Origin of the sequence: Streptomyces sp. NPDC049813 (assembly GCF_044465085.1) — a bacterium.
Classification (GTDB): Bacteria; Actinomycetota; Actinomycetes; order Streptomycetales; family Streptomycetaceae; genus Streptomyces.
This window is the reverse complement of sequence record NZ_JBITLI010000022.1, coordinates 58,532-83,426: the sequence shown is the minus strand read 5'-3', so window position 1 is coordinate 83,426 and position 24,895 is coordinate 58,532. Positions and strand designations below refer to the sequence as shown.

At 70.5% G+C, this 24,895-nt stretch carries 19 protein-coding genes, 1 tRNA gene and 1 pseudogene; 8 read left to right on the top strand and 13 right to left on the bottom strand.

Going from position 1 to position 24,895, the window contains the following annotated elements; translation table 11 throughout:
- Positions 1-46: 46 nt before the first annotated feature.
- Complete coding sequence (locus ACIBW6_RS32740; protein WP_399066140.1) at positions 47-283, top strand: hypothetical protein; 237 nt, start codon at positions 47-49, stop codon at positions 281-283.
- Positions 284-891: 608 nt separating this feature from the next.
- Here the strand turns inward: ACIBW6_RS32740 and ACIBW6_RS32735 are convergent.
- Entirely contained in the window at positions 892-1,266 is a 375-nt protein-coding gene (locus tag ACIBW6_RS32735) for a hypothetical protein (RefSeq protein ID WP_399066138.1), read from the bottom strand.
- Between the two features lie 218 nt (positions 1,267-1,484).
- Positions 1,485-1,862, bottom strand: a complete 378-nt coding sequence (locus ACIBW6_RS32730; protein ID WP_399066136.1) for a hypothetical protein — start codon at positions 1,860-1,862, stop codon at positions 1,485-1,487.
- Between the two features lie 372 nt (positions 1,863-2,234).
- Between ACIBW6_RS32730 and ACIBW6_RS32725 the strand changes: the two genes are divergently transcribed.
- Positions 2,235-2,828: a hypothetical protein gene (locus tag ACIBW6_RS32725; protein WP_399066134.1), complete on the top strand. Its 594-nt coding sequence runs from the start codon at positions 2,235-2,237 to the stop codon at positions 2,826-2,828.
- 57 nt (positions 2,829-2,885) lie between these two features.
- Here the strand turns inward: ACIBW6_RS32725 and ACIBW6_RS32720 are convergent, their stop codons facing one another.
- From ACIBW6_RS32720 to ACIBW6_RS32710, 3 genes are all read right to left on the bottom strand, one after another.
- A complete protein-coding gene (locus ACIBW6_RS32720; RefSeq protein WP_399066132.1) occupies positions 2,886-3,731 on the bottom strand; it encodes an LLM class flavin-dependent oxidoreductase in 846 nt (281 codons plus the stop codon).
- Between the two features lie 261 nt (positions 3,732-3,992).
- Positions 3,993-5,969, bottom strand: a complete 1,977-nt coding sequence (locus ACIBW6_RS32715; RefSeq protein ID WP_399066131.1) for a hypothetical protein — start codon at positions 5,967-5,969, stop codon at positions 3,993-3,995.
- A 220-nt stretch (positions 5,970-6,189) separates the two neighbouring features.
- Positions 6,190-7,908, bottom strand: coding sequence for an RICIN domain-containing protein (locus ACIBW6_RS32710; RefSeq protein ID WP_399066129.1), 1,719 nt, complete (start codon positions 7,906-7,908; stop codon positions 6,190-6,192).
- Between the two features lie 170 nt (positions 7,909-8,078).
- Between ACIBW6_RS32710 and ACIBW6_RS32705 the strand changes: the two genes are divergently transcribed.
- Positions 8,079-9,302, top strand: a complete 1,224-nt coding sequence (locus ACIBW6_RS32705; protein ID WP_399066127.1) for an ROK family protein — start codon at positions 8,079-8,081, stop codon at positions 9,300-9,302.
- A 401-nt stretch (positions 9,303-9,703) separates the two neighbouring features.
- Here ACIBW6_RS32705 and ACIBW6_RS32700 read toward each other — a convergent pair.
- A pseudogene (locus tag ACIBW6_RS32700) lies at positions 9,704-9,958 on the bottom strand (helix-turn-helix domain-containing protein); the annotation flags it as partial.
- Between the two features lie 354 nt (positions 9,959-10,312).
- Here ACIBW6_RS32700 and ACIBW6_RS32695 point away from each other — a divergent pair.
- Positions 10,313-10,855: a hypothetical protein gene (locus ACIBW6_RS32695; RefSeq protein WP_399066125.1), complete on the top strand. Its 543-nt coding sequence runs from the start codon at positions 10,313-10,315 to the stop codon at positions 10,853-10,855.
- Positions 10,856-10,878: 23 nt separating this feature from the next.
- Here ACIBW6_RS32695 and ACIBW6_RS32690 read toward each other — a convergent pair whose 3' ends face one another.
- Entirely contained in the window at positions 10,879-11,301 is a 423-nt protein-coding gene (locus ACIBW6_RS32690; protein ID WP_399066123.1) for a MerR family transcriptional regulator, read from the bottom strand.
- Between the two features lie 54 nt (positions 11,302-11,355).
- Here ACIBW6_RS32690 and ACIBW6_RS32685 point away from each other — a divergent pair, with 54 nt between their 5' ends.
- Entirely contained in the window at positions 11,356-12,327 is a 972-nt protein-coding gene (locus ACIBW6_RS32685) for an SDR family NAD(P)-dependent oxidoreductase (RefSeq protein ID WP_399066121.1), read from the top strand.
- A gap of 128 nt (positions 12,328-12,455) precedes the next feature.
- On the opposite strand, the gene ACIBW6_RS32680 is transcribed toward ACIBW6_RS32685, so the two are convergent.
- The 4 genes from ACIBW6_RS32680 to ACIBW6_RS32665 form a co-directional block, all read right to left on the bottom strand.
- On the bottom strand, positions 12,456-16,841 hold the full coding sequence (locus ACIBW6_RS32680; protein ID WP_399066119.1) for a trypsin-like peptidase domain-containing protein: 4,386 nt from the start codon (positions 16,839-16,841) through the stop codon (positions 12,456-12,458).
- Between the two features lie 33 nt (positions 16,842-16,874).
- The gene (locus ACIBW6_RS32675; RefSeq protein WP_399066117.1) at positions 16,875-17,249 is read right to left on the bottom strand and encodes a CU044_2847 family protein; all 375 of its coding nucleotides are present in this window, start codon (positions 17,247-17,249) and stop codon (positions 16,875-16,877) included.
- A gap of 106 nt (positions 17,250-17,355) precedes the next feature.
- Positions 17,356-18,276 carry an SGNH/GDSL hydrolase family protein gene (locus ACIBW6_RS32670; protein ID WP_399066222.1) on the bottom strand — a complete coding sequence of 307 codons (921 nt, stop codon included), beginning with the start codon at positions 18,274-18,276 and terminating at the stop codon, positions 17,356-17,358.
- 224 nt (positions 18,277-18,500) lie between these two features.
- Positions 18,501-20,543 carry an FG-GAP-like repeat-containing protein gene (locus tag ACIBW6_RS32665; protein ID WP_399066115.1) on the bottom strand — a complete coding sequence of 681 codons (2,043 nt, stop codon included), beginning with the start codon at positions 20,541-20,543 and terminating at the stop codon, positions 18,501-18,503.
- A 344-nt stretch (positions 20,544-20,887) separates the two neighbouring features.
- On the opposite strand from ACIBW6_RS32665, the gene ACIBW6_RS32660 reads away from it, so the two are divergent.
- The 3 genes from ACIBW6_RS32660 to ACIBW6_RS32650 all read left to right on the top strand — a co-directional run bounded on the left by ACIBW6_RS32660 (position 20,888) and on the right by ACIBW6_RS32650 (position 23,516).
- Positions 20,888-20,962: transfer RNA gene (locus tag ACIBW6_RS32660), tRNA-Trp, on the top strand.
- A 233-nt stretch (positions 20,963-21,195) separates the two neighbouring features.
- Positions 21,196-23,190: a sialidase family protein gene (locus ACIBW6_RS32655; protein ID WP_399066113.1), complete on the top strand. Its 1,995-nt coding sequence runs from the start codon at positions 21,196-21,198 to the stop codon at positions 23,188-23,190.
- Between the two features lie 38 nt (positions 23,191-23,228).
- On the top strand, positions 23,229-23,516 hold the full coding sequence (locus ACIBW6_RS32650) for a hypothetical protein (RefSeq protein WP_399066111.1): 288 nt from the start codon (positions 23,229-23,231) through the stop codon (positions 23,514-23,516).
- Between the two features lie 43 nt (positions 23,517-23,559).
- On the opposite strand, the gene ACIBW6_RS32645 is transcribed toward ACIBW6_RS32650, so the two are convergent.
- Together ACIBW6_RS32645 and ACIBW6_RS32640 are read right to left on the bottom strand one after the other, a co-directional pair.
- Positions 23,560-24,483, bottom strand: a complete 924-nt coding sequence (locus ACIBW6_RS32645; protein WP_399066109.1) for a JmjC domain-containing protein — start codon at positions 24,481-24,483, stop codon at positions 23,560-23,562.
- A gap of 61 nt (positions 24,484-24,544) precedes the next feature.
- Entirely contained in the window at positions 24,545-24,778 is a 234-nt protein-coding gene (locus ACIBW6_RS32640; RefSeq protein ID WP_399066107.1) for a response regulator transcription factor, read from the bottom strand.
- Between the last annotated feature and the right edge of the window lie 117 nt (positions 24,779-24,895).

Sequence of the window (24,895 nt, the reverse complement as noted above, 5' to 3'; positions counted from 1 at the left end):
GCACATTCGCCTGTCCCACCCATCCGGGCGGAAGAAGACGGTGAGGATGACCGTGGACGGCATCCTGGGCGGACAGCACTACAACTCCGTCCAGGGAACCGTGGACTTCCTCGACGATGAGGGCGAGGTCGTGGACAGGGTCCCGTTCCGCGAGGTGGGTCTGGTCGACGGACGAATAGAGACCTCGACGACGGAGCAAAATCCGAGTCGGCGCCTCGACGACATCTCCTCGGCCACGCTTGGGCCTGGCCTGAAGTTCTCCCAGTGGCGCACCGAGCCGTAGGCTATGTAGCAGTCGCAGCCAACGGCCTGACCGACGGTCAACCGGGGGTGAAACGAGCAGCTCAGGTGCGTGGTGCCGAGCCCAGAAGTGAGAGGGCGCAAGAGGGGCAGGACGATGCCGATGGCGGTGGTGAGCCGGGTCTCCGCCGCACGAGGGCAGGCGTCCGCAATTACGTCGAGACGTCACCGGGCACGTCGGAGTCCGCACGACCCTGTGGCCCACTCCAGCGGGCACCCCGGCGTACGCGGCCGGGCCCGGGCGGGGCGGGCTCCCGGCCCGCGGCGCGGGCTTCGTCCCAGGCGGTGAGGACCGCGGCCGGGACAGGACTGCGACCACCTTTCTGACGACGTCTGCTTCAACGCCGGCCAGAGGCCAGAGGCTGGAGCTTGGCGTTCTGCGTCACTCGCTGTGAGAGAAGATTCCCGATGGCATTCCGATGCGGACGATGCTCATCACCCATCACGGTGACAGCTCCGAGACTCCAGCAGGACGGGCGGACGCCGCGCACGACGCCCGCCCTTTTCCGTCCGCCTGCTACTCGCCTGCTACTGAACCACCGGCTCAGAGAGGCCTCCCGTCATGGAACGGGGAGTCGCTGACCGCTGCGGTCAGCAGTTGCGGACCGGGTTGGTCTCGCTGTAGATGGCGGTGTCCTTCATGAAGCCCAGCTGGCCGTTGTCCGCGACGGTCATCAGCCAGCGCGTGGGGTGCGGGCCGCCCACCCAGGCCTGGCCGTCGAGCTTGCAGTAGAACCAACTCGGGTTGGAGTACATCCGGCCCACGATCGTGTTCGGGTCCGGGTAGGAGTGGTTGTTGCCGATGATGCCGTACACCGGCGCGCCCGACACGTTGTTGCAGTACCACCTGATGCCGTCGCTGTCCGGTGAGCAGTTGGTCGCCGCCTGGGCGGACGGCGCCGTCGCGGCACCGATCCCCAGGCTCAGCGCCGCAGCCGCCAGGACAGCTCCCACTGTCTTGCGCATGCGCATGCGTCTCCCCCGCACTCGCTCATGAGACGGCACACGGTTCATGGTGTGCCGTCGGGTCGTCAGGAAAGACGCCGCGGCCGCGCGGAAGGTTCCGCCCCCGCTCCCGAGAGCCGTGCGGCGACAGGGGCGCTGGTGCTTCTGGCGCACCGTGGGGTGCGTCGTAGTGTCCCTCGCTGTAGCTGGTCGTCTTGGCTGGGATGAAGGCGCGCACGTCAGGGGCTGTCGACCTTGACGAGGTCGAGGGTGATCGGCCCGTCGGGGTCGGGCTGCAGGAACACCTTCGTCGAGCTTGCCGTGTAGAGCTGGATGTCGCTCGCCCCCTGGTCGCCGCCGACGGGGTCGGGCTGGAGGTAGACGAAGTCCGCGTGTCCGCCGGCCGTCCAGGTGCCGCCGATGTCGACGGACTCCGCACCGCCGTGCCACCAGAGGTCGCTGCCCGCGATGCCCGTGACAGAGAACCGGCCGCCGACCTCCAGCCGGATCTCTCCGCCCGTGCCGCTGTCGCGATAGGTCCCGGGCACGTCCTCGGGGTCGACCTCGACCGGACCGAGACACCCCGAGGCGAACACCGCCACGGCTGCGGCAAGCACGATGAACCCACCTCTGACCCCACCTATCGCCCGCATGAACCTTGCCCCCATGTCCCGTCCCTCCCCGGCGCCGGGCGGCAGGCCTGCCGCCGACTCCACAATTTGAACATGCTCAAAAAGGTGGGGTGCAAGTGGGATGGCTTCGGGTCCAAAGGAAAGCTCGCCCAGGGGACCCGCCCCGCACCTCTACGCCGACCACCCGCAAATCGTCCAGGACAAGCGGCGGATGGTGCTGCTCAGGTCGCACTCCTTGCCCGCGTGGATGCGTCCGCAGAGGTACGGCACCCCACCCCGCGGGCGGATGTGACCCGGTGCGCTGGGTGACAGCGTCTGGCTGTCGACCTTCACCTCGCCATCGAAGGAGCCGTCCTCGTGACCATCAGCACGCCCTGCCCCGAACCCCTGCACCTCACAACGGCCTCACCCGTCCCGCGATGGGCCGGACGCGCGGCGGCCGCCGTCGTCTGGGCGTCACTGCCCTCCGCACTGTGGCGGCTGGCCGCCGTGCTCCACCTCCCGCTCGGGCTCGCCGACTCCGAGTACGACAACATGCTCATCCCCGGCTGGGGCTACCTCGTCATCCCGCTGCTCTCCCTGCTCCAGGAAGCGGCGGCCTGGCTGACACTGGGGCTCGTCCGGCGCTGGGGCGAGGTGTGGCCACGCTGGATACCGGGCCTGCGCGGACGTCCCGTCCCCGTGTACGCGGCCGTGACATCTGCCGCCCTCGGCGCCCTGGCCTGCACCGTCTTCGGCGTCCTGTTCGTCTACACGACGCTCCACGCCGACATGGACATCACGACGTGGGGCGCCTGGCTGATGAACCTCTGCTACCTCCCCCTCGTGGCATGGGGCCCTCTGCTCGCCGCCGTCACCTTCCACTACCACCAACGGCGGACCACGGAATCGAGGACGGCGCAGACGGACGTCATCGCCGGCCCCCACCCCCACGAGGAAGCTCCCGAATGACATCGTCGCCCCGTCCGTACCGGCCCGGCGGGCGCCCCGCGATGCGCGCTCACACCGTCACAGGGCGTCGGCGAGGCGTTCTACCTGGTTCGGGTCGAGGCCGTAGCAGTAGAGCATGACCTCGTCGGCTCCGAGGTCGGCGAAGCGGGCGATCGTATCGCGGATCTCCGTGGGCGTCGTGAGCAGTCCGGCGACCATCTGGTCGGCCATGCCGGTGAACGTGTAGTACGCGTGCATGTTGCTCCGGGCGTCGTCGATCACGTCCTGAGGGCCGAGGGCCACATTGACCTGCGCGACGATGCGCGGTTCGCCGTCGCGACCGTACTCCTTCCAGAAGGCACGGACGGTGTCGAACAGACCGCCGGCCCACGAAGGCGCAGCGGCGGCGAGAAAGCCGTTGCCCCAGCGGACAGCGCGTTCGAGCGCGACGGGCTTGAATCCGCCGAAGAGCACCTCGGGGCCGCCGGGCCGCGCCGGCGTCGGGCCGATCGGGCCGATGCCGGCGCCGTACGGCTCGCCGGACCAGAGGCGGCGCAGGACCGCCATCTGCTCGTCGAGGCGTCGGCCCCGGGTGCGCTTGTCGATCCCCGTGACCTGGTGGTCGTCGTCCCGGCCTCCGATACCCAGGCCGAGGACCAGGCGGCCACCGGTCATCCGGTCCAAGGTGGCGGCCTGCTTGGCGAGGAGGGCGGTATCGCGCAGCGGCGCGAGCAGCACCTCGGTCTGGACGCGGATGCGGGAGGTGGCGCCCGCGAGGACGGCGAGCGCGACCAGCGGTTCGGGGTTGTCGTAGACGAGGCGGTCCAGCAGGCCGAGGGTGCTGAAGGGCCCGTCTTCGGCATGCTGGGCCCAGGTGAGCAGGGTGGCCGGGTCGCCGATGGGCAGGCCGATACCGACGTTCATGAAGGAGACCTCCGAAAGGAAGGGTCGACAAAGACTGCTGCCGCCCCTTTGCACCTCGGTCGAGGTGGAACGCTCCCGCTCTGCGGCGTGCTTCTGGGGAACGTCTCATCGAAGTGATCTCACCTTAGGGCGAGCCGCATTCGGGGAACAAGCGCTTTTGCACGTCCCCTGCCCCCGTCAGTCACCGTCCGTCTTCGGGCGGTCTGGGGCGTCTGCCGCCGTGGCCGCTTCGCTGCCGCCGGCGTGTCACCCACCCACGCCTCACGGCAGGTCGAGCAGGAGCCAGCCTCGGTGCGGGAGGTCCGCCGCGAGGGTGAGGTGGGTCCCGTCCGGCGTGAGCGACGCGGGCGCGGGTGGGCTCAGCGGGGTCAGGAGCCGGGCCGTCGCCGGGGCCGGGGCGAGGTGCGGCAGCGCGATCCGCGGACGGGCCGGGTCGGCGCTGCCGTTGGCGATCGCCAGATGACGGCCGCCGGGGGTGCGTAGCAGGTGCGGCACGAGGTGCGGGCCGCCGGTCACGAGCGGCAGCGACGGGTGCGGGCCCTCCAGGGCGCGGACCAGGGCGTGCAGCAGGCGCTGCCCCTCGTCGTCGTACGGCAGCAGGGCGGGGGCGGTGGCGGCGAGGACGGCGACGCGGCCGCCGACCGCGTTCGTGCGCAGGGTGCGGGCCGCGCCCCAGGGACCGCCGTCCGGGGTGTGGACGGTGCTCAGGACCGCGGTGCCGTCGAGCGGGCGCAGGCGGGCCAGGGCGGGCTGGACGTTGACGCTGAGGAGGGTGCCGTCGCCGGTGCGTTCGTACGCGTACGGGTACGGGCCCGCCGCCTCGCGGTCGATGACCTCGGAGATCTCGACGCCCAGCAGCTCCGCGAAGCCACGCTGGGCGAGGATGCACGCGGCCGTACCATCCAACAGCAGTCCTTCGTGGAGGAGTTGCTGTACGTCGGCGTCGCTCACGGCGTGGGCGGTGCGCCCGAACAGGGCGCGGACGGGGGCGTCCTCGGCCGTCACCGGAACGCCGTAGCGGAGTAGGAAGTCAGCGCCCGGTGTCGCGTCGACCGCCAGGTCGCCGAGGGCGCCCGCGCGGGCGGTGCGTGTGTGGGCCGCCGTGTCGGGGCGCAGGACGAGGCAGACACCCGCCGTGCCGAGGGCTGTCGCGGCGCGCTCGGCCGCCAGGTCCAGGGCGGGGCGCGAGCGGCGCAGCAGCTCGGCGATGCGGGGGTGACGGCCGGCGTCGCCCGTGTATGTCGGGTGGAGGTTCAGCAGCAGGGCGTCCGCGCCGCTGAGTTGGGCGGCGACGAGTTCGGACCAGGTCTGGGTGTCGGACTTGGACCACACCGTGTGCGGCCAGTTCTCGATCTCCGGTTCGCTGCGTATGTGGGCGGGGCGCAGCGACCGTTGCTCCTCGAGCAGCCAGACGCAGCTGCTCAGGGTGGTGCCCGGTGCGTCGCCGTAGGGTGCGAAGTGGGGGCGCTGGACCGCCTCGCCACCGATGGAGAGCCGCTCGAAGAGGTCCGTCCAGTCGCGCCCCTCCACGCTGTGCGTGCCCGGCACCGAACTCATCAGACCGAGCCGTGAGCGGCCTTCGGAGTGCTTTTCGACGGCCTCGGCGACGAGGGAGGCGACCTCCGACTGGGCCGTGCACCATACCCGTTGGAGCAGGGCGCGCCAGGGGTGCGGAGGGCCGGGGGCGGTGACGGCGGCAACGAGGCGCTCGCGCGTGACGGGTTCGCCGGCGGCCCGCGCGAAGCGTTCCAGCATGAGGGGTTCGAAGCCGCCGCCCCAGGTGAGCGGCGCGTGGTTGTGGTAGCGGAAGTCGTCCTCCAACCACAGGACGCGGAAACCGAGTTCGGCGAAGCGCCCGTAGTGGGAGGTCAGCCAGGTGCGCCAGACGGGACAGGCGAAGGAGGCCTGCGCGGTGGCCGTGGTGCCGTCCGGTCCGACCATGGGCGCGAACCCCAGCCGGTCGCGTCGCCCGCGGTCGGCGTGGCCCGTGGTGACCCACGGGTTGAGGCTCACGTCGAGACCGGCGGCCCGCAGGATCGCCGAAGCCGTGGCCGCGGTGTCGTACCACGCGTCCTCCTCGTCCGGGGTCGGGTGGCCCGGGTGGAACTCCTCCGCCGCCAGCAGCAGGACGACTTCGTCCACGCCGGACCGCGCGCAGAACGAGGCGAGTTCGTGTGCGCGGCGTTCGGTGTGCGGTCCGGGGGCGAGCTGGTAGCGCAGGTGGTAGCGGGCCGACATCGGGCTCCTTCGGGGTTGGGGCCTGCTCGCGCGGCTCCCCTCGCCCTCAGCTGATGCCGTCGGCGTCAAAGAGACCGCGCGCGGCGCGTGCTTCAGGGGCGCAGGGTCCCGCGCGTCCGGCCACGAACGGCGGCCGGACGCGCGGGACAGGGGAACGCTTCTACGACAACGATGTGGGGTCAGCCCCCATCAACCCAGGGGTGATGGGGGTCAGGCCCTATCAGCCCCTGGTCAGCCGGAGAGCCTGTTGCTCCGCGGCGCGCCCGGTCGGGTTCATGGACCAGCCGTGCGCCCCGGAGACACCGAGGACGAGGCCGCTGTACCGGTTGACCAGACGGACGGTGCCGTCCGTCGTGCCGTCCGCGTGGCGCCCCGGGATCACCCACCACTGCTGTCCCACGGTGGGCCCGGCGCCGGGCGCCGCCGAGACCGCTGCCCGCGCCGACCAGGCGCGGCCCGCGTCCCGCGAGGAGTCGACGCCGAGCAACCGGTGCGAGGCGGCGTCGGCGACGCGGTACGAGCCGTCGCCGTTCGGCATGAACACCCAACGGCCCTTCGCGGTACGGCCGCCCGCCTGTACGGAGTAGGAGGTCCCGGCCCGCACCGGCGCGGCAGCGGTGCCCGATGCCCGGTCGATGGTGGCGTCGTAGTACTCGCCGTCCGCGCCGCCCGAGCACTGGAACGAGCAGTAGTTGCGGAACGTCTTGCCGACGATCTGCGAGCTGGTCCTGTTCACCGGGTCGAGGAACCACCGGTACCAGGACCCCGTGCGGTGCTCCCCGGAGTCGCCGAGCAGGTGCCACTTCTGCGTGGCGAGGTTGTCGGTGGCGTAGAAGCGCTGCGGCTCGGTGCTGTCCTGGTGGATGGCCTCGGGGGTGCCGATGTAACGGCCTAGGTATGCGTCCCAGGCGATGTTCATCGTCAGCAGGTCTGCTTTCGCCGGGAGTTCACCGGCTGCCTGCTGCTGCGCGACCGAACCTTTGGTCGCCGGGTCGTAGTCCTTGTCCACCGGCGTGTAGCCGGTGTCGTCCGCGGAGTCGACGGGGAGCATGTTGCTCTCCTTGCCACCGAGGCCGGGCTGCGACCACGAGCCGTCGTACCACTTGCGCCACGAACTCGGCGCCATCTTCCCGGAGATGGGCGCGCGGGCCACGTGCGCGAGGCTCGCGTCGGTCCAGCCGCCGGGAGAGCCGGGCTTGGGGATGGCCCGCGAGTTGTAGTAGACGTAGAAGTAGCCGGAGGCGGTGTCCACGAACAGGCGCGGGTCGCCATCGCCGTAGTAGTACGTGTCGTTCGGGAAGGCGGCGCTGTCGCCGCGCTTGGTGCTGTACGGCGAGGTCAGGATGTGGTTCTTGATCGTCCACGTCTTGCCGTGGTCTTTCGAGACGGTGTAGTCGATCGCGTCGTAGTGCAGCCCGTCGCCGAACGGGCCCGGGGTGAACTCGTTGTGGACCAGGCCGTACCAGTCGCCCGATGCGGGATCGACCCAGACGCCCATCAGGTCGCAGAAGTTCTTCTGGGAGTACGAGGACCCGGCGGGCGGAGACGTGGCCTCGCGCCCCGTCGGGGAGTTGTTGCACCGCCAGGTCGTGTCGTCGTTGCGATCGGCCGGCCTCGCCGGGTTCACCGCGGTGTTGAGCTTCGTGTCGGGCTTCGCGGCATCGAAGTCCTTGCCCGACCAGAACTTCCACTCGCGCGGGTCGGTCTTGCCGTAGAGGGCGTGCGCGGACTGGTAGTGGAACGAACCGTCCTTGTCGATGAACGGGGCGGCCGGGGAGTCGTCGGGGTTCGACCACGGGCCCTTCTGCCCGATGGTGACCGTGTACGCGGGGTCGCCGCCCGCGGCGTGCGCGGGGGTGGTCAGGGCCGCGCCGAGCAGCACGGTGGCCGCGGCGGCGAGCGCCGCGGAGGTTCTGGTGCGGGAACGGTCTGGTGACACAGGGGGCTCCTCCGGATCACGGCGGCGCGTTGGTGGGAAGTAGCGGAGGCCATAATTAGTTCGGCTACGATCCGAACTATCTGCACGGGTGCGGGAGGTGTCAAGGGCCCTTGCGATGATGAGGGCCGACGGACCGGTGGACCGGGGGCTCCCCCAGAGACGAGGGTGAAGTGAAGGCTGATCTGACCGTGCCGTCGGCGGCCCGCGACCGCGGTTCCATCCGGCGCGCCAACCTCGCCCTGGTGCTGCGCATGCTGCGCGACGGGGGTCCGCTGTCGCGGGCCCGCATCGCCGCCGACAGCGGCCTGCCCAAACCCACGGTGACCAGCCTCGTCGCCGAACTCGTCGCTCTCGGCCTCGCTTTTGAAGGACCCACGAGACGCGAGGGCGCGATCGGGCGGCCCGGCACGCTCGTCGGCATCGACGGCTCGCGCTTCTGCGGCATCGGTGTGGAGATCAGCAGCAGTTACGTCCACGTCCTCGCGCTCACGCTCGGCGGCGGGACGGCGTTCGAGCGCCGGGTGCCCGTCGCGGTCGCCGGGGCGGGCGCCGCCGCCGTCCTCGACCTGACCGGCGCCGCCGTACGGGAGTGCGCGGCCGCCCTCGACCGGTCCGCGGCCCGCGCGGTGGGCCTGACTCTCGCGGTGCCCGGCGTCATCGACACGCGCGCCGGGGTCGTCCGCTACGCGCCCGCTCTGGGCTGGCGCGACGTACCCGTCACCACCGGGCTCTCGGAGCGGCTCGGCCCCACGGCGCTGCCGCTCGCCGTCGAGAACGACGCCAAGCTCGGCGCCGTCGCCGAGCACGTCCACGGGCAGGTCCCCGACATGGTGTGCATCACCGGCGAACGCGGCATCGGCGCGGGCATCATCAGCGACGGGCGGCTGCTGCGCGGCTCCGCCGGATTCGCGGGCGAGGTCGGCCACATGCCGCTCGGCCCGCGGCGGCTCCCGTGCGTGTGCGGGCGCACGGGCTGCTGGGAGACGATGGTCGGCCTGGACGCGATCCTGCGCCTCGCGGCCGACGCCGATGACGAAGTGCACGATCCGGGAGTGGAGTTGGAGCGCCGCCTCGCCACGCTGCACGACCGCGCCGCGCTCGGCGACGCGCGCACCCTGGACGCGCTGGCCCGCGTGGCCGACGCCCTCGGCCTCGGTATCGCCCTGCTCACCGACGTCCTCAACCCCGGCCGCGTCGTCCTCGGCGGCTACTTCACGCACATCGGCGACCTCATGCTCGACCGCGTCCGCGCGGTGGTTCACGAACGTGTGATGGCTCCCGAGGGAGGCGGCTGTGACGTCGTCCTCTCCACCCTTGGCTTCACGGCGGCGGCCCGCGGCGGCGCGTACGTGGCGCTGGACGCGGTGTACCGCGACCCGGGGTCGGCGGTCTGAACGGTTCCTGGACTCGCCTCCCTCCGCCGTTTGCGTCGGAGCGCCCTCACCAGGCGGTCTCAGCAGCGCATCCGCCTGGTGCGCACCGGCATCGAGGTCTCTGTCGCCTGCGCCGGCTGGCTCCTGGGTGGAGCCGTCGGGATCGGCACCGTGCTCATCGCACTGTGCATGGGGCCCCTCGTAGGCCTCTTCCTGCCGCTGGTAGCGGTTGCGCCTCCCTGCCCTGTCCGCTCCCACACGGCACCCCCGATGACCCCTGAAGAGACAATCGCTTCACCGCGACGCCCCGCGGTCAGCCGAAGACCGATGCCACGGGCTCCGGCTCACAGACGACCCGCCACAAGACCATTGATCGGCGTGCTCGGCTCCGGACTCCCGCGCGGGGTCCGTCACGAAACGGCTCAGCCGGTAGGTGGTCGGCAGCTCCAGGCGCCCGCAGGACGGCAAGGCGATTGAACTGAGCGCGCGTGCGGGATGTCGCCGGACGGCTCTGCGGGCGGGCGGCGGAACATGGCGCGGTAGTCCCGCGGTCGTCTGCCCGTGTGGCGGGCGAAGAGGGCGCTGAACGTGCTTGCGCCGGCGTACCCGAGATCGGCCGCGATGCGTGCGACCGTCCTGTCGGTCGTCTCCAGCAGATGCCGGGCCCGGCGGATCCGGGCGGACTGCTGTACGCGATTCGCGGCCTACCGGAGGCTGCTCGGCGACGCGTTCGACGGCAGCGGGCTGCACGCCGTCGATGAAGCTCCGGCAATCTGCCTGTCGTGGGCGGGTACTTGGCAGCTGGTCCGGACCAATGGATTCGGGGCGCGGGTAACTGGGGTCAGGCAGTTGGAGAGCCGGTTCGCAGTGCGTGGGCTCTGCGGTTGTCCGGATGGACGTTGACGGCACGGTGTTCCCGTAGCCGGTCCGCGGCCCGGCGGCCGTGCACAGGTTCGCCCGCTGGACGGACGCCGGCGTAGGTGAAGATCTCTGCGAGCATCGTTGCGTCGCCCCGCCCAAGGAGCCCACCTGTGTCCACCCGCGCCGACAGCCCTCACGCCCTGACCGATCCCGCCTTCCTCGCCTGGGCCCGTGACCTGTGCGAGGACCTGTGGCTCACGCTCGGCGAGATCGACGCGTCCAACGACTTCCTGACTTTCCTGTGGCGGACCTTCGCCACCAACGGCGAAGCACCTGCCAGCCGCATCGCCCCCCTGATCCAGCAGCGCAGGATCGAACTGGCCCGGCACTACATGCGGTACTTCATTGCCCAGGCAGGCAACGACACCGGCCTCGCCGTCAAGGAAGTCATGTCGTTCTCCGAGCCCGACGCGCTCGACCCCACCGGCCTGACCCAGGTCGGCAACCTCAGCATTCAGGGCGTCCACCGCGCGGACATCACCCGTGAGACCGCCGAGGCGGTCCAGGACTACCTCATGGCCCGCTACCGGACACTCTGGCCGCAGTGCCCGGCACACCACCGCGGCCTGCATGCGACGCTGACGGACGGCATCCCTCAGTGGACGTGTTCCTCCGGAAACCACCACAGGCCGATGCTGGGAAGCGACGCGTGAGCGAGGCGGTCTCCCCGCCGGCCTCAGGCTGTCGGGTCCCAGAGCCCGCCGGCTGAGCCGCGGGCGAGGTGCTCGGCGTAGACGCCGACCTTCCAGGCGATGACGGAGCGGCACTCCTCCAGCGCCCGGATCTGTGCGTCGACGCGTTGCTGATGAGTGTCGAGCAGGCGCAGGCGTTCTGCCTCGTTTCCCGGTCCCTGTCGTACCAGTTCGGCGAAGTGCTTGAGGTCGGCGAGCGGCATACCGGATTCGCGGAGCTTGACGCAGATCAGCAGCCAGTCGACATCTGAGGGCGTGTAGCGCCGGCTGCCGCCCGAGGTGCGCTGGACCGGGCCGACGAGCAGGCCTTGGCTCTCGTAGAAGCGCAGGGCGTGCACGCTCAGTCCGGTCCGCTCTGCCACTTGCCCGATGCTCAGCGACGGCACGGTCGCCCCGGCAGTTGTCATGCCGCTCCCCCTGGACTTGATCTAGACCTCGCTCTAGATCGTAGCCTCCGCGGCATGACCGTTACTGATCAGAAGCCGCTCGGCTCACCCTTTTCCGCTGCCAGCGCCGCCGAGGACGTCATGGCCGGCCATGACCTTTCCGGCAGGACCGCTGTGGTGACCGGGGGCTACTCCGGGCTCGGCCTGGAGACCACCCGGGCCCTTACGGCCGCCGGGGCCCGGGTCATCGTTCCCGCTCGCCGTCCCGAGGTCGCCCGTGCCGCTCTGCGGGACGTGAAGGGCAGCGAGGTCATCCCCATGGACCTGGCCGACCTCGACAGCGTCCGCTCGGCCGCCGCGCGCGTCAACGACCGTATCGACCGGCTCGACCTCCTGATGGCCGTCGCCGGTGTCATGGCCACCCCGGAGCGGCGTGTCGGGCCCGGCTGGGAAGGTCAGCTCGCCGCCAACCACCTCGGACACTTCGCCTTCGTCTGCCAGCTCTACCCGCTCCTGGCCGCGGCGGGCGGCGCACGCGTCGTGGTGAACAGCTCCGCCGGACACGCCCTGACCGGCATCCGCTGGCACGATCCGCACTTCCGTACCGGCTACGACCAGTGGCTGGCCTACGGCCAGGCCAAGACCGCCAACGCCCTGTTCGCCGTGCACCTCGACGCCCTCGGGCGAGGCGACGGGGTCCGGGCGTTCTCCCTCCACCCCGGCAAGATCATCACCGGTCTCCAGCGGGAGATGACGCTCCAGGCGCAGATCGACCGCGGGTGGGTGGACGAACACGGCAATGTGGTCGGCGGGGACTTCAAGTCCCCTTCCCAGGGGGCAGCCACCGGTCTGTGGGCCGCCACGTCCCCGCTCCTCGACGGCCGTGGCGGGCTCTACCTGGAGGACTGCGACGTCGCCCGCGTCTCCGGCCCCGGCGCCCCTATGGACGACGGGGGTGTGCGCGCGTACGCCATCGACCCCGGGGAGGCCGCTCGGCTCTGGGACCTGTCCGTCGCCATGACCGGCGGCACGCCGATCATTCGCTGAGCCGCCCAGCGCCGACGCCCGCACTATCCGTCCGTGCGGCACGGGGCCGGGTACGGGCTGCCGTTGACCGGGAGGCCACCGCATCGGAAGCCGCGGCGGCCCCGGTCTGGAGCTGTTCGGGGTCCCTTTCACCGCGCCGGGCAGATCACCTCCGGCAGTCCCGACGGGAGGCCCTGGCGTTCCTCCTGGGTGAGGTCATGGCCGACCGTGTCGCACAAGTGGCGTTTCCAGAGGGCGGGGTCGAGGTGGATCAGGTCCCAGCGGCCCCCACCCTCGTCTCCTCCCAGGCCGCCTTCGGACAGAGTTCGCACCAGGGTTCTCCCGTCCTTGGTGGCGGCCACAAAGTACTGGTCCGTCGCGAAATCGTAGGTCTTGAAATTGCTGGGGTCCGATAGCTGTTGGAAGCGTACGGAGCCTGCGTTGGCCAGGTAGAACTCGTCGTCGTGGCCCGTGAAGCCGAAGGTGAATCCGTCGCCGGTGAAGTTGCTGTTCGCTCCCAGTGGACCGAGCGGGCCGAGCACTTTTCCGGGTTCTTTCCCGGTCTTCGTCGACCACAGTTCCAGCATGCCGCCCGGGGTCTTCGCGGCCGCGTGCCGTCCGCTGTCGTCGAGGAAGGCTCGCTCGACGTGCGCGCCGAGGCGGATGCGGAGGGTCTTGTTCTCCTTGCCGGTGCGCAGGTTCACGGCGTGCAGTTCTGGTTCGCCGCGGACCATGATTTGTGCGTAGCCGGCCAGGGGGCTGGTGTCGACCGCGAAGCCCGAATCGAAGGCCTCCTTGGTCGAGCCGAAGAGGGGCGGGTTCTGCGGACCGAGTTGCAGTGTGCGGGCGTCGATGGGTCTGGAAAGGTGGTGGCCGGTCCGGGCGTTCCAGTGCTCGATTCGGCTGCCGGAGCGGGTCAGGAGTTCATCGGTGTCGCGGAGGAAAGTGAGCGTCAGCCGTTCGGCGTTCCCTGCTTTGTCGACGGGCGGCTTGAGCGTGCTGATCTCCGCCACCTCGCGCAGGGAGGGGATCTGACGGATCGAGACCTTGTTGTCGCCGACTCTGTCCGCGACGAGGGTCCCGGCATCGTTGACCGCCAGTGAGTCCGCTGCGGTCGGGGCGGGCGCCACGGGCGAATCCGGCCGTTTCACCTCGGCCGTGACCCGGCCGGAGGCGGCGTCGACAAGCGCCAGGGTCTCGCCCTTGGTGGCTTCGTTCGGGCGCTTGATGTGGGCCAGCATCGTCTTCCCGCCGCCGATGAGTCGTGGCGCGTTGACGACGATGTCTGCGCCGTCGATGTCCCTGGGGAGGAGCGGCAGAGCGGTCAGGGCGTTCTTGTCCTCGTCGAGCGTGAGCACGAGGGGTTGTCGTCCGTGCCGGAGGAGACGGCCGACGGTCTTCTCCGGGGCGCGGGTGGTGCTCTGTCGCACGCGCCGGCCGTGACGGATGTCGACGACCGCCCACGATCGGAAGGTGTTCGCTGCGAAGCGTTCGCCCTGCTCGTCGACGGCGATGCTGCCGCAGTCGCTATTGGGGCCCGTGTACGTGTACCTGCTCAGCACTCGTCCGTCCGGCACCCGCAGCGCTTGGTAGACCTTCGTGTCGTCAGCGGCCTGCTCCGCCTCGCGGCAGACGACCAGCACGGTGCCGTCGCCGGACAGGCCGACGGCCGAACCGTACAGCGAGCTGGTGTCGACCTTGTCCGCCATCTTGCGGGCCCGCCCTGTGCCGACGTCGACCGCTGTCACGGAGGACTCGGCGGTACCGGAGCGGGTTTGGAGCACGAGTGTGTTCTCATCCTGCCCGAACCACAGGGCTTCCTGGTTCCAGGCCACCTGGCCGGGCACGGTCCGGTGGCGTCCCGTGGCCAGATCCCACAGCTGCAGGCGGCGGCCGGAGACCGTGGCCAGTTCGCCGGCGTCGGGTGAGAACGCCATGAGGTTGTCGTCCTCGCTCGCCACCTCCGCCAGATCGGCCAATTCCCTGAACGCGGCTCCGCGTAGGGGATGTGCCTTTCCGAGCACGCCGTTCGGCGTTGCGGCGGTGCGGTCGACCTCGTGCCAGAAGGCCGTGCCTGCGGCTGACAGATAGGCGATGCGCCGTCCGTCGCGGCTGACCTGCGGAAGGTAGGCCATGGTGGCAAGGCTGAGCTGGACCTGCCGGATCCTGCCGCTGCCCTGGCGTACGAACAGGGTGCCGCGCCCGTTGGCGGACGTCACGAGCGTCACCGTGCCGTCCCCGCTCGTCGCCGCGTTCCTGATCTTCCCCTCGGCTCCGGTCAGCACCCATGCGGCGTCCTTGAACCGGTCGTACCTGCGGAGCATGGCGTTGCGGGCCTCGTCGGTCGGCGCGATCTCGTACGCACCGACGGCGATCAACGCGGCCCGTCCCGGGTCCCGTTTCGCCACTTCGGCGGAGAGGTTGGCCAGCAGACGCGAATGTGACTCCGCCTCGCGCTGGGTGCTGACGCGTTGCTGGTAGACGAGGAAGGTGCCGAGGCCGGCGAGGAGCGCGAGCACCACCGCGGCCGCGGTCCACGCGGCGCGGACACGGTTCCGGTGCAGGCGTCGGCGCTGCCGGGCCCGCGCCAGGAAGTCCCGCTCCCCCTCGGACAGTTCTCTCTCGCGGTCCGTCAACCAGTGCTCGATCGCCGCCAGTTGCACCGATCCGGGCAGCAGGGACGGTGGCCTGCCTTCCCTGCTCCAGCGGTCGCGGTCGTGGTCCAGTTCCGCGCGGCCCGCCAGGAACTTCGCGTCCTGCTGCACCTGTTCCCGCAGTGCGGGCCAGACGTTGATCAGCGCCTCATGGGCCAGTTCGGCGGTCTCCGGTGCTTGTCTGCCTCCGCGCAGTACGAGCAGCCGTCGTTCCGCGAAGGACCGGGCCAGCTCCCATCCGGCCTCACCTGCCTCCTCGCGCGTGAGTCTGCGGCGCAGTGGTGTCTCGCTGCCGGGCAACACCCTGACCAGGCCCCTGAGCAGCCGCGCCGCCACGGCTTGTTCGCGCTCCGCGACGCACTGCTTCCAGGCCTCGTTGCAGTGCTCCTCCAGTGCGCCTTGCACGCCGTGTATCGCCTCGTACGTCGAGGTGCGCAGGCGGCCGGCGAACCGCTGGTCCCACAGTTGTCTCAGCAGGAAGCCGAGGAGCGGCAGGTTCTCCGGCTCGCGGCACGCGTCGTCGAGGATGCGCTGGGCCAGCCCCGGGTCGTACGCCACCGCCGGGGCCTTCTCCAGCGGCTTGGTGATCACTTGGCTGAGCTGATCGCGGGACATCGGCGTCACCGCGAGTGTCGTGCTGTGGTGCAGCAGGGCGCCGAGCCGGGGGTGCTTGAGCGCCTCGTCCATGAAGTCGGAGCGGAGCGTGACGAGTAGCCGCATCCCGGTGCCGGTGCGGCGCTGGGGGAAGAGGAGCGTGGCGGCTTCTTCGGTCTCCCTCTCGGTCCGGTCCAGGAGGGCCTCGGCCTGGTCGAGCACGACGAGGTACTGGCCGCCGGTGCTGCCGTGGAGCCGGTTCAGCGTGTCCACCAGGCCCTTGCCCGCGAGCCAATCCTCTATCTCCGCGACGCTCGCGGCCCGTTGGTCTCCGTAGCGGCCGGTGCGGACGCCTTCGTAGAGGTGCGTGGCCAGGCCGGACAGCACGGACCCCTCGGCCCCCGCGTTCACCACCACGGCGTCGAAGTTCTGCGGATTCCGCCGTCGCATCGCGGGTATGACGCCGGCCAGCGTCAGCGAGGACTTTCCGCAGCCTGACGGCCCGTAGAGGATGACGGCCGGGTGTTTGCCCTTGAGGGCCGTGACGACGTCCTCGATGTCGTCGTCACGCCCGAAGAAGAAGCCCTCGTGGCTCTCCTGGAAGGTGGCCAGGCCGCGGAAGGGCTCGGGGGTCAGGGCGCGGGCGAGGTCGGGCAGTTTCTCCAGCACCGCTTTCGCGCTGATCGCGAAGGCTTGCTGGGTGTCGTCGTGTTTCCGTTGCGCCGCGACGACGATGCCGACGGCCGCGCCCCGCTGTTCGTCCCAGACAGGACTGCCGCTGTAGCCGCCTGTGACGTGAGCGGTCCGGGTGTCGGCCCGGGAGAGCTGGAGCCAGTCTCCGGACGATCTTCCGCTGAGTTCTCCCCGGTGCCAGACCAGGCCCAGCTCGCCGTCGGGGAAGCCCACGACGCGCACCGGCCGGCCCGAGACGTCGTCCGGGGCCGCCAGCGGCAGCGGGCGGGTGCCGGGCACGGCTTCCGGCAGGCGCAGGACCGCCACGTCCCCGCAGTGCTTCGGCTGTTCCGGTATCCAGTGCTCGACCTCGGCGGTGAAGTGCTGTCCCCCGGCGCCGTCGGCCAGCGGGAATTCGACCAGCACCGTGGTTCCGGCGCGGACGTCCAGGTCCCGGTCCCTGTCGAGGGCGTCCGACACGACGTGGGCGCAGGTCAGCACGCGGTCCGGGGCGACGAGCACGCCGGCTCCCGCGATCGTGCCGCTCGCCCCGCTGACCCGCACGACCGCCCTGTCCAGCGCCTCGTCGGCGCCGCGTGACTCTTCCCCCGCCACCGTGACCTCCACGTCCCCCGCGAGTTGGTCGGATCAACCTATCGGCGCCGCGGGTTCGTCCGGGTCCGCCGGGTCACTTCTGTGCCAGGTCAGACTCACGGAGAAGTTGGCCGCCGTCGCGGTACTGGCGATGACCACGTCCGCCTCGGCCGACAGCGACACCCCGAACTCCAGCGTGATCTCGTCCGGTGCGTTGGCCAGCCCACGGAACCTGCCCACGAAGCTCTCCGCCACCGGCCGTACGGTGTCCAGCATCTGGCCGAACGACTGCTGCGCCCGGGCTACGGAGCGGCCGCCGCGGCCCACCCTGACGAGGGCCTCGTCGACCTCGCGGATCTGCACGCGGATCGTCTCGTCGCTGCCGTCCGCCAGCGGTACCTCGACCGTGCGGACCGGGCGTTCGCTCACTGTGACCTCCAGTACTCGGGAGGGGTGATCGTAACGAAGCCGGGCCGCGGCCGAAGGGCCATCAGCCGCAGCCCGACTGCGTTGCCGCGGTCACGTCCTACGAGGTTCAGCGGTGGCCCCCGCCTCGCTTCAGCGTCTGCACGAGCGCCTGCGCCATGGCTTGCATGCCCTTGGCGTTGGGGTGGGCCGGCGCGGCAGGCGAGGCCGGACTCAACGGCTCGATCCAGCGGTCGGCGGGTGCCTTGCACATGTCGTGGCCGACGGTCGCCTTGTACGTGTCCACGTACTCGGCCCGGTTCAGGAGCGCGACCGTGCGCAGCATCAGGTTGAGGCGCTTCTCGGTGTCCCGCAGATAGGGGAAGTCCTTCGCGGCGAAGGGGACCGTGGGGTAGCAGCCGGTGCCGTCGTCGGGCAGCAGGTCGGGGTAGCCGACGACGATGACGCGGGCGTGCGGCGCCTTGGCGTGCACGGCGCGCAGGACGCGGGCCACCTTGGGCGCGGTCTGGAGGATTTTCAGGGACAGCTGGTCGTAGCCGTCGGCCCGGTAGTGGCGCTCGCACGGGTTGCCCGCGAGGTCCGTCGCGCTGAGTCCGGCGCAGGTGGCGATGATCGACCCGAAGCCGATGTCGTTGCCGCCGATCTGCAGGGTCACGAGGTCGGTGTCGTGGCGGACCGCGTCGAGCTGGGGACCGTTGCTCCCCTGTGCCTGCCACATCTGCGCCGTCGTCGCGCCGCCGCAGCTCACGTCGGTGAACAAATCGACGTGCCGCTCGTCGGCGGTGATCGAGGGGTAGTTGTGGTCGGAGCGGGCGCAGTCGGCGTCGACCTGGCGGGGGATCAGGGGGCCGGAGGTGTAGGAGTCGCCCAGGGCCACATAGTTCGCGTGCCCGCGTGACTCGTGCTGCGCCGGCGCGGCGGCCGCGGTCCCGGTCACGCCGATGGTGAGCGCAAGACTGCTCAGTACGGCCAGGCCCACGGCGCTCTTGCGTCTCGGCACCGCTTCGCCCCCGTGCATCCGTTGCGACATCATGCTCCTCCCCTGTGGTCCTCATGGTCATGGTCCAACTGGGCCTGTATACCGGCCAGTAGCGGGTTGGGCCAGTGATCGGACACCCCTGTGACCGAGCGTGCTCGGGCCCGGAGCCGGGCGTGCCCGTGTCCGGAGGGCCGGCCCCGGGAGGGCTGTCAACCTTCCCGGGACCGGCGGAGCGAGCAGTGGAGCGGACTCGCCCTCGTGCTCGGTTGCGAGCGTCAGACGCACCTGCCGCTGAGCCAGGACTTCAGCTCCTTCGGCCAAGTGGTGGCCATCGGCACCGAGGTGGTCGGCAGGCCGTAACGGCTCAGTCTGTTCAGCCAGGTCGCATAGTTGCCCGAGGCCGCCGGGGCGGGCTCTTCCCAGCCGATCCCGTCGACCCAGCGCGGGTGGTTCTTGAGGGTGACACCAAGGCCCGCCGCCTCGATGCGCTTCTCGAGTTCAGCCTTCAGTTCGGCGTTCTCGGTCTTCGTGTAGATCATGATCTGCTGATCGGCGATCCGGTCCTTGATAGGGGCGATGACCTCGTTCCATGCGGTCGCGCGGATGGAGGCGTCCTTGTTGAGGAGTGACTGCCCGGCTTCTTCCTTGAGTTCTACGAAGGCGGCCATGTTCTGACTGCGGGCGCTGTCGAGCCATTCCCGGAAGGTGTACACGGTCTCGCCCTTGTACGGGCCACGGTCGATGGTCCGGCCCTTGAGCTGGTCGGTTCCGGTGGCCCACCACAGCGTGTTCGCGTACTTGGCATAGGGCCCCGTCAGGCCTCTGGTGGATTGGTTGTGCCACATCACGGCCTTGGTGCCGTCCCGGGTGAGCTGGAGGTCGGCCTCCACGCCACCCGCTCCCCAGCTCTTGTGCTGGGCGAGCCCCCTGGGGTGGTTCGGCTGGCGGATCTGGTCCCGCTCATACCCGTTCACCGCCGTGGGGTAGCCGCCGTGCCCGAAGATGGTCGGGCAGATCGGCAGCCCTTGTGAGTGGCGCTCGATCGGACGCATCCGGTCGAAGGCCCAGTCCTTGTCGGTCTCCCAGCCGTGCAGGTCACCGGTGAGTGTTCCGTCCGCCTGGGCGGTGAAGGTGATGGTCTTGACCGTGCCCGAGCGGAGGTCGGTGTAGCCGTAGAGCGTGGCGAGGTCGTCGCGGCCGTCACCGTTGTAGTCGCCGGTGACGATCTTCATCCGGGACCGTTCGTACCAGCCCGCCGGCCGGTTCAGGATCTCACGGCGATTGCCGAACCTGCCCGTGGCGTCGAAGTCGAAGCCGATCAGCGCGTCGTGCCCGTCGGCGTAGTCGTACCAGGCGGCGATGGAGTCCCGACCGTCACCGTCGAAGTCACCGGAGTGCACGGTCGCCCGGCTGAACGTCCAGCCCGTGGCGGACTCCCAGCCGCGGACCGGCTCGGCGAATCCGCCACCGGGCAGGCCGGTGAAGGACATCAGCGTCACGGTGCCGGAGGCGTAGCCGTACAGCACCCCCAGGTCGTCGCGCCCGTCGCCGTCGTAGTCGCCGGTGGCGAACTTCATGCGCCCGACCTCCCACCCGTCGGCCTCGGTGCGTGCGAAGGACGAGAAGGGGCTGGCGAACCCTCCGTCGGGCCGGGCGAGGAACGTGAACAGCTTGTCGTCGCCGTTGCGGTAGTCGTACCACGCGGCGATGTCGTCGCGGCCGTCACCGTCGAAGTCCCCTGCCTCGGCGGTGATGGCGTCGAAGGTCCAGTTGCCGGGGTCCGCGGTCCAGGAGGTGAGGCGGGTGCCGAACGTCCCGTCCCCCTTGCCGAGCCACGTGAACAGGGAGACCCTGCCGTCGTCGTAGCCGTAGAAGGCGGCGACGTCACCCGTCCCGTCACCGTTGAAGTCACCGGTGACGTACTTCATGTGCTCGGCCCAGTAGTTGCCCTCGGCGGCGTCCCACCCCGTGATGGGCGCGGACAGGCTGCCGTCGGGGCCCGCCGCGAAGGTGTGCAGGGCGTCTTGGCCCTCTGAGTAGTCGTACCAGGACACCATGTCGCTCCGGCCGTCACGGTTGTAGTCGTGACGGGGGCCCCTCGCGGCACCTGCGCCTGCGGTGGCCGCGCGCGCCGCACTGTCCGCCGTGTTCTCCGGAGCCACGCCGCTGACCTGAGGAAGCTCGGTGCCTGCTCCGGCGGCGGTGGCGGCCGTCAGCGGCTCGCCGCGCACCTGGGCGCTCGCGCCGCCGACGCCCGCCTGCAGACCGAGCAGCGCGCACACGACAGCGGCACAGACCATGCCCATGGGTCTCTTCATTCTGCTGTTCATCCCCCTTGTTCAGTTTGCTGCTTCCGCCACCCGACGACGCGCCTGCGCTTCCTCTCGGCCACCCCACGCGGGGCACCCGATCCCCGGAAGTGCACGCATGTTCGACGAGGCGGATCCGGCGCCGATTCGACCATCACCTCGGCGTCAAGTGCCAGCCGGTATCCCGCCGTTCGAATCAAGCCATGGCCGAAGAGCGACCGCATCCGACGATGGCAGCACCGGTGCGAGACCTCCGCCCGCACCACCGGCTCCCAGCCGCTCACCGGGCTTGCGGGCTCCTCGGTAATCCGGTGGCCGCAGCGCGCACAGGCGTGCCAAGCTCCTGGCAGCGAGGGGGTGTAGCTCAGCCCGGCCAGAGCAGCGGCCTCCAAACCCGCACGCCGCAGGTTCGAATCCTGCCGCCCCCGCCCACCGTGACCGGGCCCGGAACCACCGGGCCCGGTCACCTCGCTCAGGGCCCGTGCAGCGTCGCCCCCGAGACGGCGGTGCCCCGACCCCCACCACTACGCAGCCTCGTACGCAGCTCCTCGGGCCGCGTCGGCGCGCCGAAACGCGCGGAGTGGTTCACCATGGTTCTGGGCGCAAGCGGCCCCGCACGGACGGGGCGTACCGCCGACCCGGCCCCTTGAGGAGTGCCGCGATGACCGATGTCCTGTACGTCACCAGTGACCCGGATGCGCTGACCGCGGAGGTCGCCGCTCTCGGTGGCCGGATCGGTTTGAGACTGGAGCACGGTCTGGTTGCGGCGTGGCTGCCCCCTGACCGCGATCCGGCCTTGCGGGCGGGCGAGCCGGTGGCCGAGGAGGACGCGGACTCGGCCGGCTTCGATCCACCGGCGGCGGATCTCGTCCGCGCCTGGTACGACATGCTGCGGGCCGAGTCGGATGCCGCCACCCGCAGCGGCGCGCCCTTGCGTTCCTGGGCCGAACTCGGCCTGGAAGGCGACGAGTCGGGGACCGAAGCCGTCACAGAGCGCCCCGCCGAGGGCGACTCCGCCGCCCCGCGCGGTCCGCGCTGGGCCACCGACATGAACGGCCGCGTCGCCCTCAAGGTCGTCATGGTGCTCGGCCCCGGCGCCCTGACACCGCCGTCGTCCCTGCGGCAGAAGGCGCGGTCGGAGGTCCTCCGCGGTCTCCGCCGCTTCCAGTCCCTGAATCCGATGGGCGAGCTGACCTTCGTCCCCTCCTTCGTCGAGGTTCCGATCACCACCCCGCCGAAGAAGTGTGACGACATCATCGCGTGCGAGAAGGTCTGGCGCGGCCCCGTGATGCAACGCCTGGGCTACACCGGCCGGGATCCCATGGGCGACTTCGTCGCCGCCGTCGGCAATCAGGCCGAAGCCGACCGCGCCTACCTCACGTTCTTCTCCGCGTACCCCAGCCCGGTCATCGCGTACTGCCGGCCCGAGGAAGAGGCGAGCTGGGTGGTGATGTCGTACGAGAACGGCGGCTACACCCCCGAGAAGCTGGCCGAGACGTTCGTGCACGAAAGCATGCACGCCTTCCACGCGCAGGACGAGTACATGAAGCGGAACACCTGCTCCGACCGCAGCGGGTACTTCCACGCCGCGAACTGCAACTCCGTCGCGTGCCCCGGGCGCAAGATCCCGTGCCTGATGTCCTACGACACCTCCGACGGCTGCTGCACCTACAGCCGCCGGCAGGCCGGCTGGGACGCGGTGTCACCGCAGACCGAGATCACCGCCCACAATGAGGCCCGCTCCCCATGCGCACCCTCTCTCACCAGCACCGAAGGCATCGAGACACCTCGCCTCGTGGCCGCTTTCCGCGGCATCTCCGACGCCGCGCTCCTGTACACCTGCGCCAAGGACGGCGACCGCTGGGCCACCCCCCAGCGTGTCCACCCCGACGGCAAGGACGCCGCGAGCCGATGGTCACCGGCGATCGCGGCGGACGCCGGTTCGCTCGTGCTTGCGTACGCAGGCCGCTCCGACCAGGGCAACCTGTACGTCACCCGCGGCAAACCGGGGTACTGGGGCGCCGAGACCTCGCTCACCGAGCAGGTCGGGGCACGCACCGGCTCCGCACCCGCCCTGGCGAGCCTCCACGGGCTCCACCACCTCGTCTATCGCGGGCACGGCTCCGACACCCGCCTCTTCCATACGACGTCCGCCGACGCCGTGACCTGGCGAAAGCCGGTGCTGCTGAAGGCGCCGTCGCAGCTGATGACCGGCCACCGACCGGCCCTGGCCCGGCACGGTGACCGCCTCTACCTCGCCTACCGCATGCCCGGGCGGGTCGGGAACCTGCGCATCTGCTCCTACGACGGCACCACCTGGTCCGACGACCAGGCTGTGACCTGGAACGACGATCCCCTGACCGCCGAAGGGCCCGGCCTCGCAAGTCTCGGGGACGACCTCGTCCTGTCCTGGTCCGGCGCAGACGACGAACGCCGCATCGGCCTGTGCGCGGTACGCGACGGCCGGGCCCTTCCTGCCGTCTTCCTCACGGAACAGAACAACGGCAAGGCCGGCGCGGGCGTCACCCTCACCCCCTGGCAGGGCGGCCTCCAACTCGCCTACCGCGGTCGCTCCTCCGACCACCTCTGGACCGCTTTCTACGCCCCCAACGCTCCTGCCCGAACCAAGCTCGACTCCCTCTGGCAGGGTTGCTGAGGCGAGGGGTTCATCGACTCGCGTGAGATCATCCGTCCATGAGCAGCGATCTGGAAGTAAGTGCTCTGGCGATCAATGTCGTGATCCCCCAGGCACTCCGCTGGACGGACACCCGACGCGGTGACACGTTCACGCTGACGAACCTCAACGTCAGGCTCCTCCCGGACGGTCACCTCGCAGTGAAGGCTTACGGCAGACCGGTTGGTGGTGGCAGGGGCGCGTACGTCTCGTTCCCTGTGCCCGACCGACCCGAACTGGCTGCCCTGGTCGCCGAGGCCGCCGACCGTGCCGCGGTGTTGTGGTCCGCCCATCGTGGTCTCGGCTGAGGGGCGGCCACCGCGGCACCGCTCGCCGTCCGCCGCGGCGTGATCACCCCGCCTCCCCGGCCAGTTGTTCTGCGAAACGGGCCACGGACGCGGGTTCCGCGGTGTTGAGCCTCTGGTCACGCTGCATCGCTCGCGCGTACCGCACCAGATCCTGCGGTTCGAGGGCCGCCAGTCGCTCGCGTGCGGTGTCGAGCAGTGCGCCCGCGGACTCCAGCAGTCCGGATTCGTCGAGGGGGCGCGCGGGCAGCCGCACCCCTTCGCAGAGCAGGCGCGGGACGGCGCGGGTGAGGTGGGCCCCGCCGATCTCCCGGATGGTCAGGGACACATGGGCCGACAAGCCCTCGTCCCCTACCGCGGAGTGGGCGTATCCGCGCGGGATGTAGAGCACCTGCCCCGTGGTCACTGTCGCCTGGAGCAGGACGGGACCGGCGTCTCCCGCGACTTCTCCCGCCTGCCAGTGGTGATCGGGCGGACCGCTTCGGACCGTCCACCGCTTGCTGCCCGCCACTTGCAGGAGGAGCACGTCCGCGTCGTCCCGGTGCACCGCGAGTCCTTGGGCTCCCGGTGGCGTGACGAAGAAGAACGCCTCCACTCGCCGGCCCGTCTCATCGGCGAGGCGGGCCACCAGTTCGGCGGTGGGGCGGTGCCACTGCTCGGTGTTCCGCAGGAGGAGTGTCGCTCCCTTCTGCAGATGGGCGAGTATGGCTGGGCCGTCGGCGAAGCCCACGATGGGTCTGGCGCCCACTTCGCGGGCTTCCGTGTACTCCTTGAGCGCCATCTCCTTGCCCGCTCGGACCATCTCGACATGCGGAGACCTGAGTGTCCCCCCCGCCAGAGCGGTGTCGATGTCGGTGAGGCCCATAGGCGGGGGCGGCGCCGTGTCGAACACCGCGGGCTCCCGCCGCCAGTACGTGGCGTCGAACGTCTCGACATCGCCCACCCAACGATGCATTTCTGTCGAATTCATGGGTTCCCTGTTTCGTGTGAAGATGCCTGCCTCACCTCTGCCGCCCGCGTGGGGTGTGCCGTCAGCCGGCGCTCCGCATACTGTCGTTTCCCAGGATGTGACTCAGGACGGCGAGTTGCATGCGGTTGGCCGCCCCGGTCTTCTCCCGCAGCCGCCGCAGGTGCGTGTCCACGGTGTGCGGGCTGATCCCGAGCCTTCTGGCGATGCTGCCGTAGGTGAGACCTTCGGCGAGCAGCGTGAGCACCTGCTTCTCGCGAGGAGTGATGGGGGCGTGTGTCGAGTCGGTCGAGGTCACCGTGGCTCCCTGATTCTTCGGGACAGTGCGATGCGATGAGCGTGTCACCGCATCGACTCCGGCCTCCAGCACGCTTCCTCTTCAGCAAGTGGCCCGGCAGCATGAAGAACGGTAGAC

Bases quoted from the DNA above. Each gene is read 5' to 3' on its own strand.
- ACIBW6_RS32665 (WP_399066115.1), bottom strand. From the start codon at position 20,543: ATGAAGAGACCCATGGGCATGGTCTGTGCCGCTGTCGTGTGCGCGCTG.
- ACIBW6_RS32685 (WP_399066121.1), top strand. From the start codon at position 11,356: ATGACCGTTACTGATCAGAAGCCGCTCGGCTCACCCTTTTCCGCTGCC.
- ACIBW6_RS32720 (WP_399066132.1), bottom strand. From the start codon at position 3,731: ATGAACGTCGGTATCGGCCTGCCCATCGGCGACCCGGCCACCCTGCTC.
- ACIBW6_RS32740 (WP_399066140.1), top strand. From the start codon at position 47: ATGACCGTGGACGGCATCCTGGGCGGACAGCACTACAACTCCGTCCAG.
- ACIBW6_RS32650 (WP_399066111.1), top strand. From the start codon at position 23,229: ATGAGCAGCGATCTGGAAGTAAGTGCTCTGGCGATCAATGTCGTGATC.
- ACIBW6_RS32715 (WP_399066131.1), bottom strand. From the start codon at position 5,969: ATGTCGGCCCGCTACCACCTGCGCTACCAGCTCGCCCCCGGACCGCAC.
- ACIBW6_RS32645 (WP_399066109.1), bottom strand. From the start codon at position 24,483: ATGAATTCGACAGAAATGCATCGTTGGGTGGGCGATGTCGAGACGTTC.
- ACIBW6_RS32670 (WP_399066222.1), bottom strand. From the start codon at position 18,276: ATGTCGCAACGGATGCACGGGGGCGAAGCGGTGCCGAGACGCAAGAGC.
- ACIBW6_RS32690 (WP_399066123.1), bottom strand. From the start codon at position 11,301: ATGACAACTGCCGGGGCGACCGTGCCGTCGCTGAGCATCGGGCAAGTG.
- ACIBW6_RS32655 (WP_399066113.1), top strand. From the start codon at position 21,196: ATGACCGATGTCCTGTACGTCACCAGTGACCCGGATGCGCTGACCGCG.
- ACIBW6_RS32735 (WP_399066138.1), bottom strand. From the start codon at position 1,266: ATGCGCAAGACAGTGGGAGCTGTCCTGGCGGCTGCGGCGCTGAGCCTG.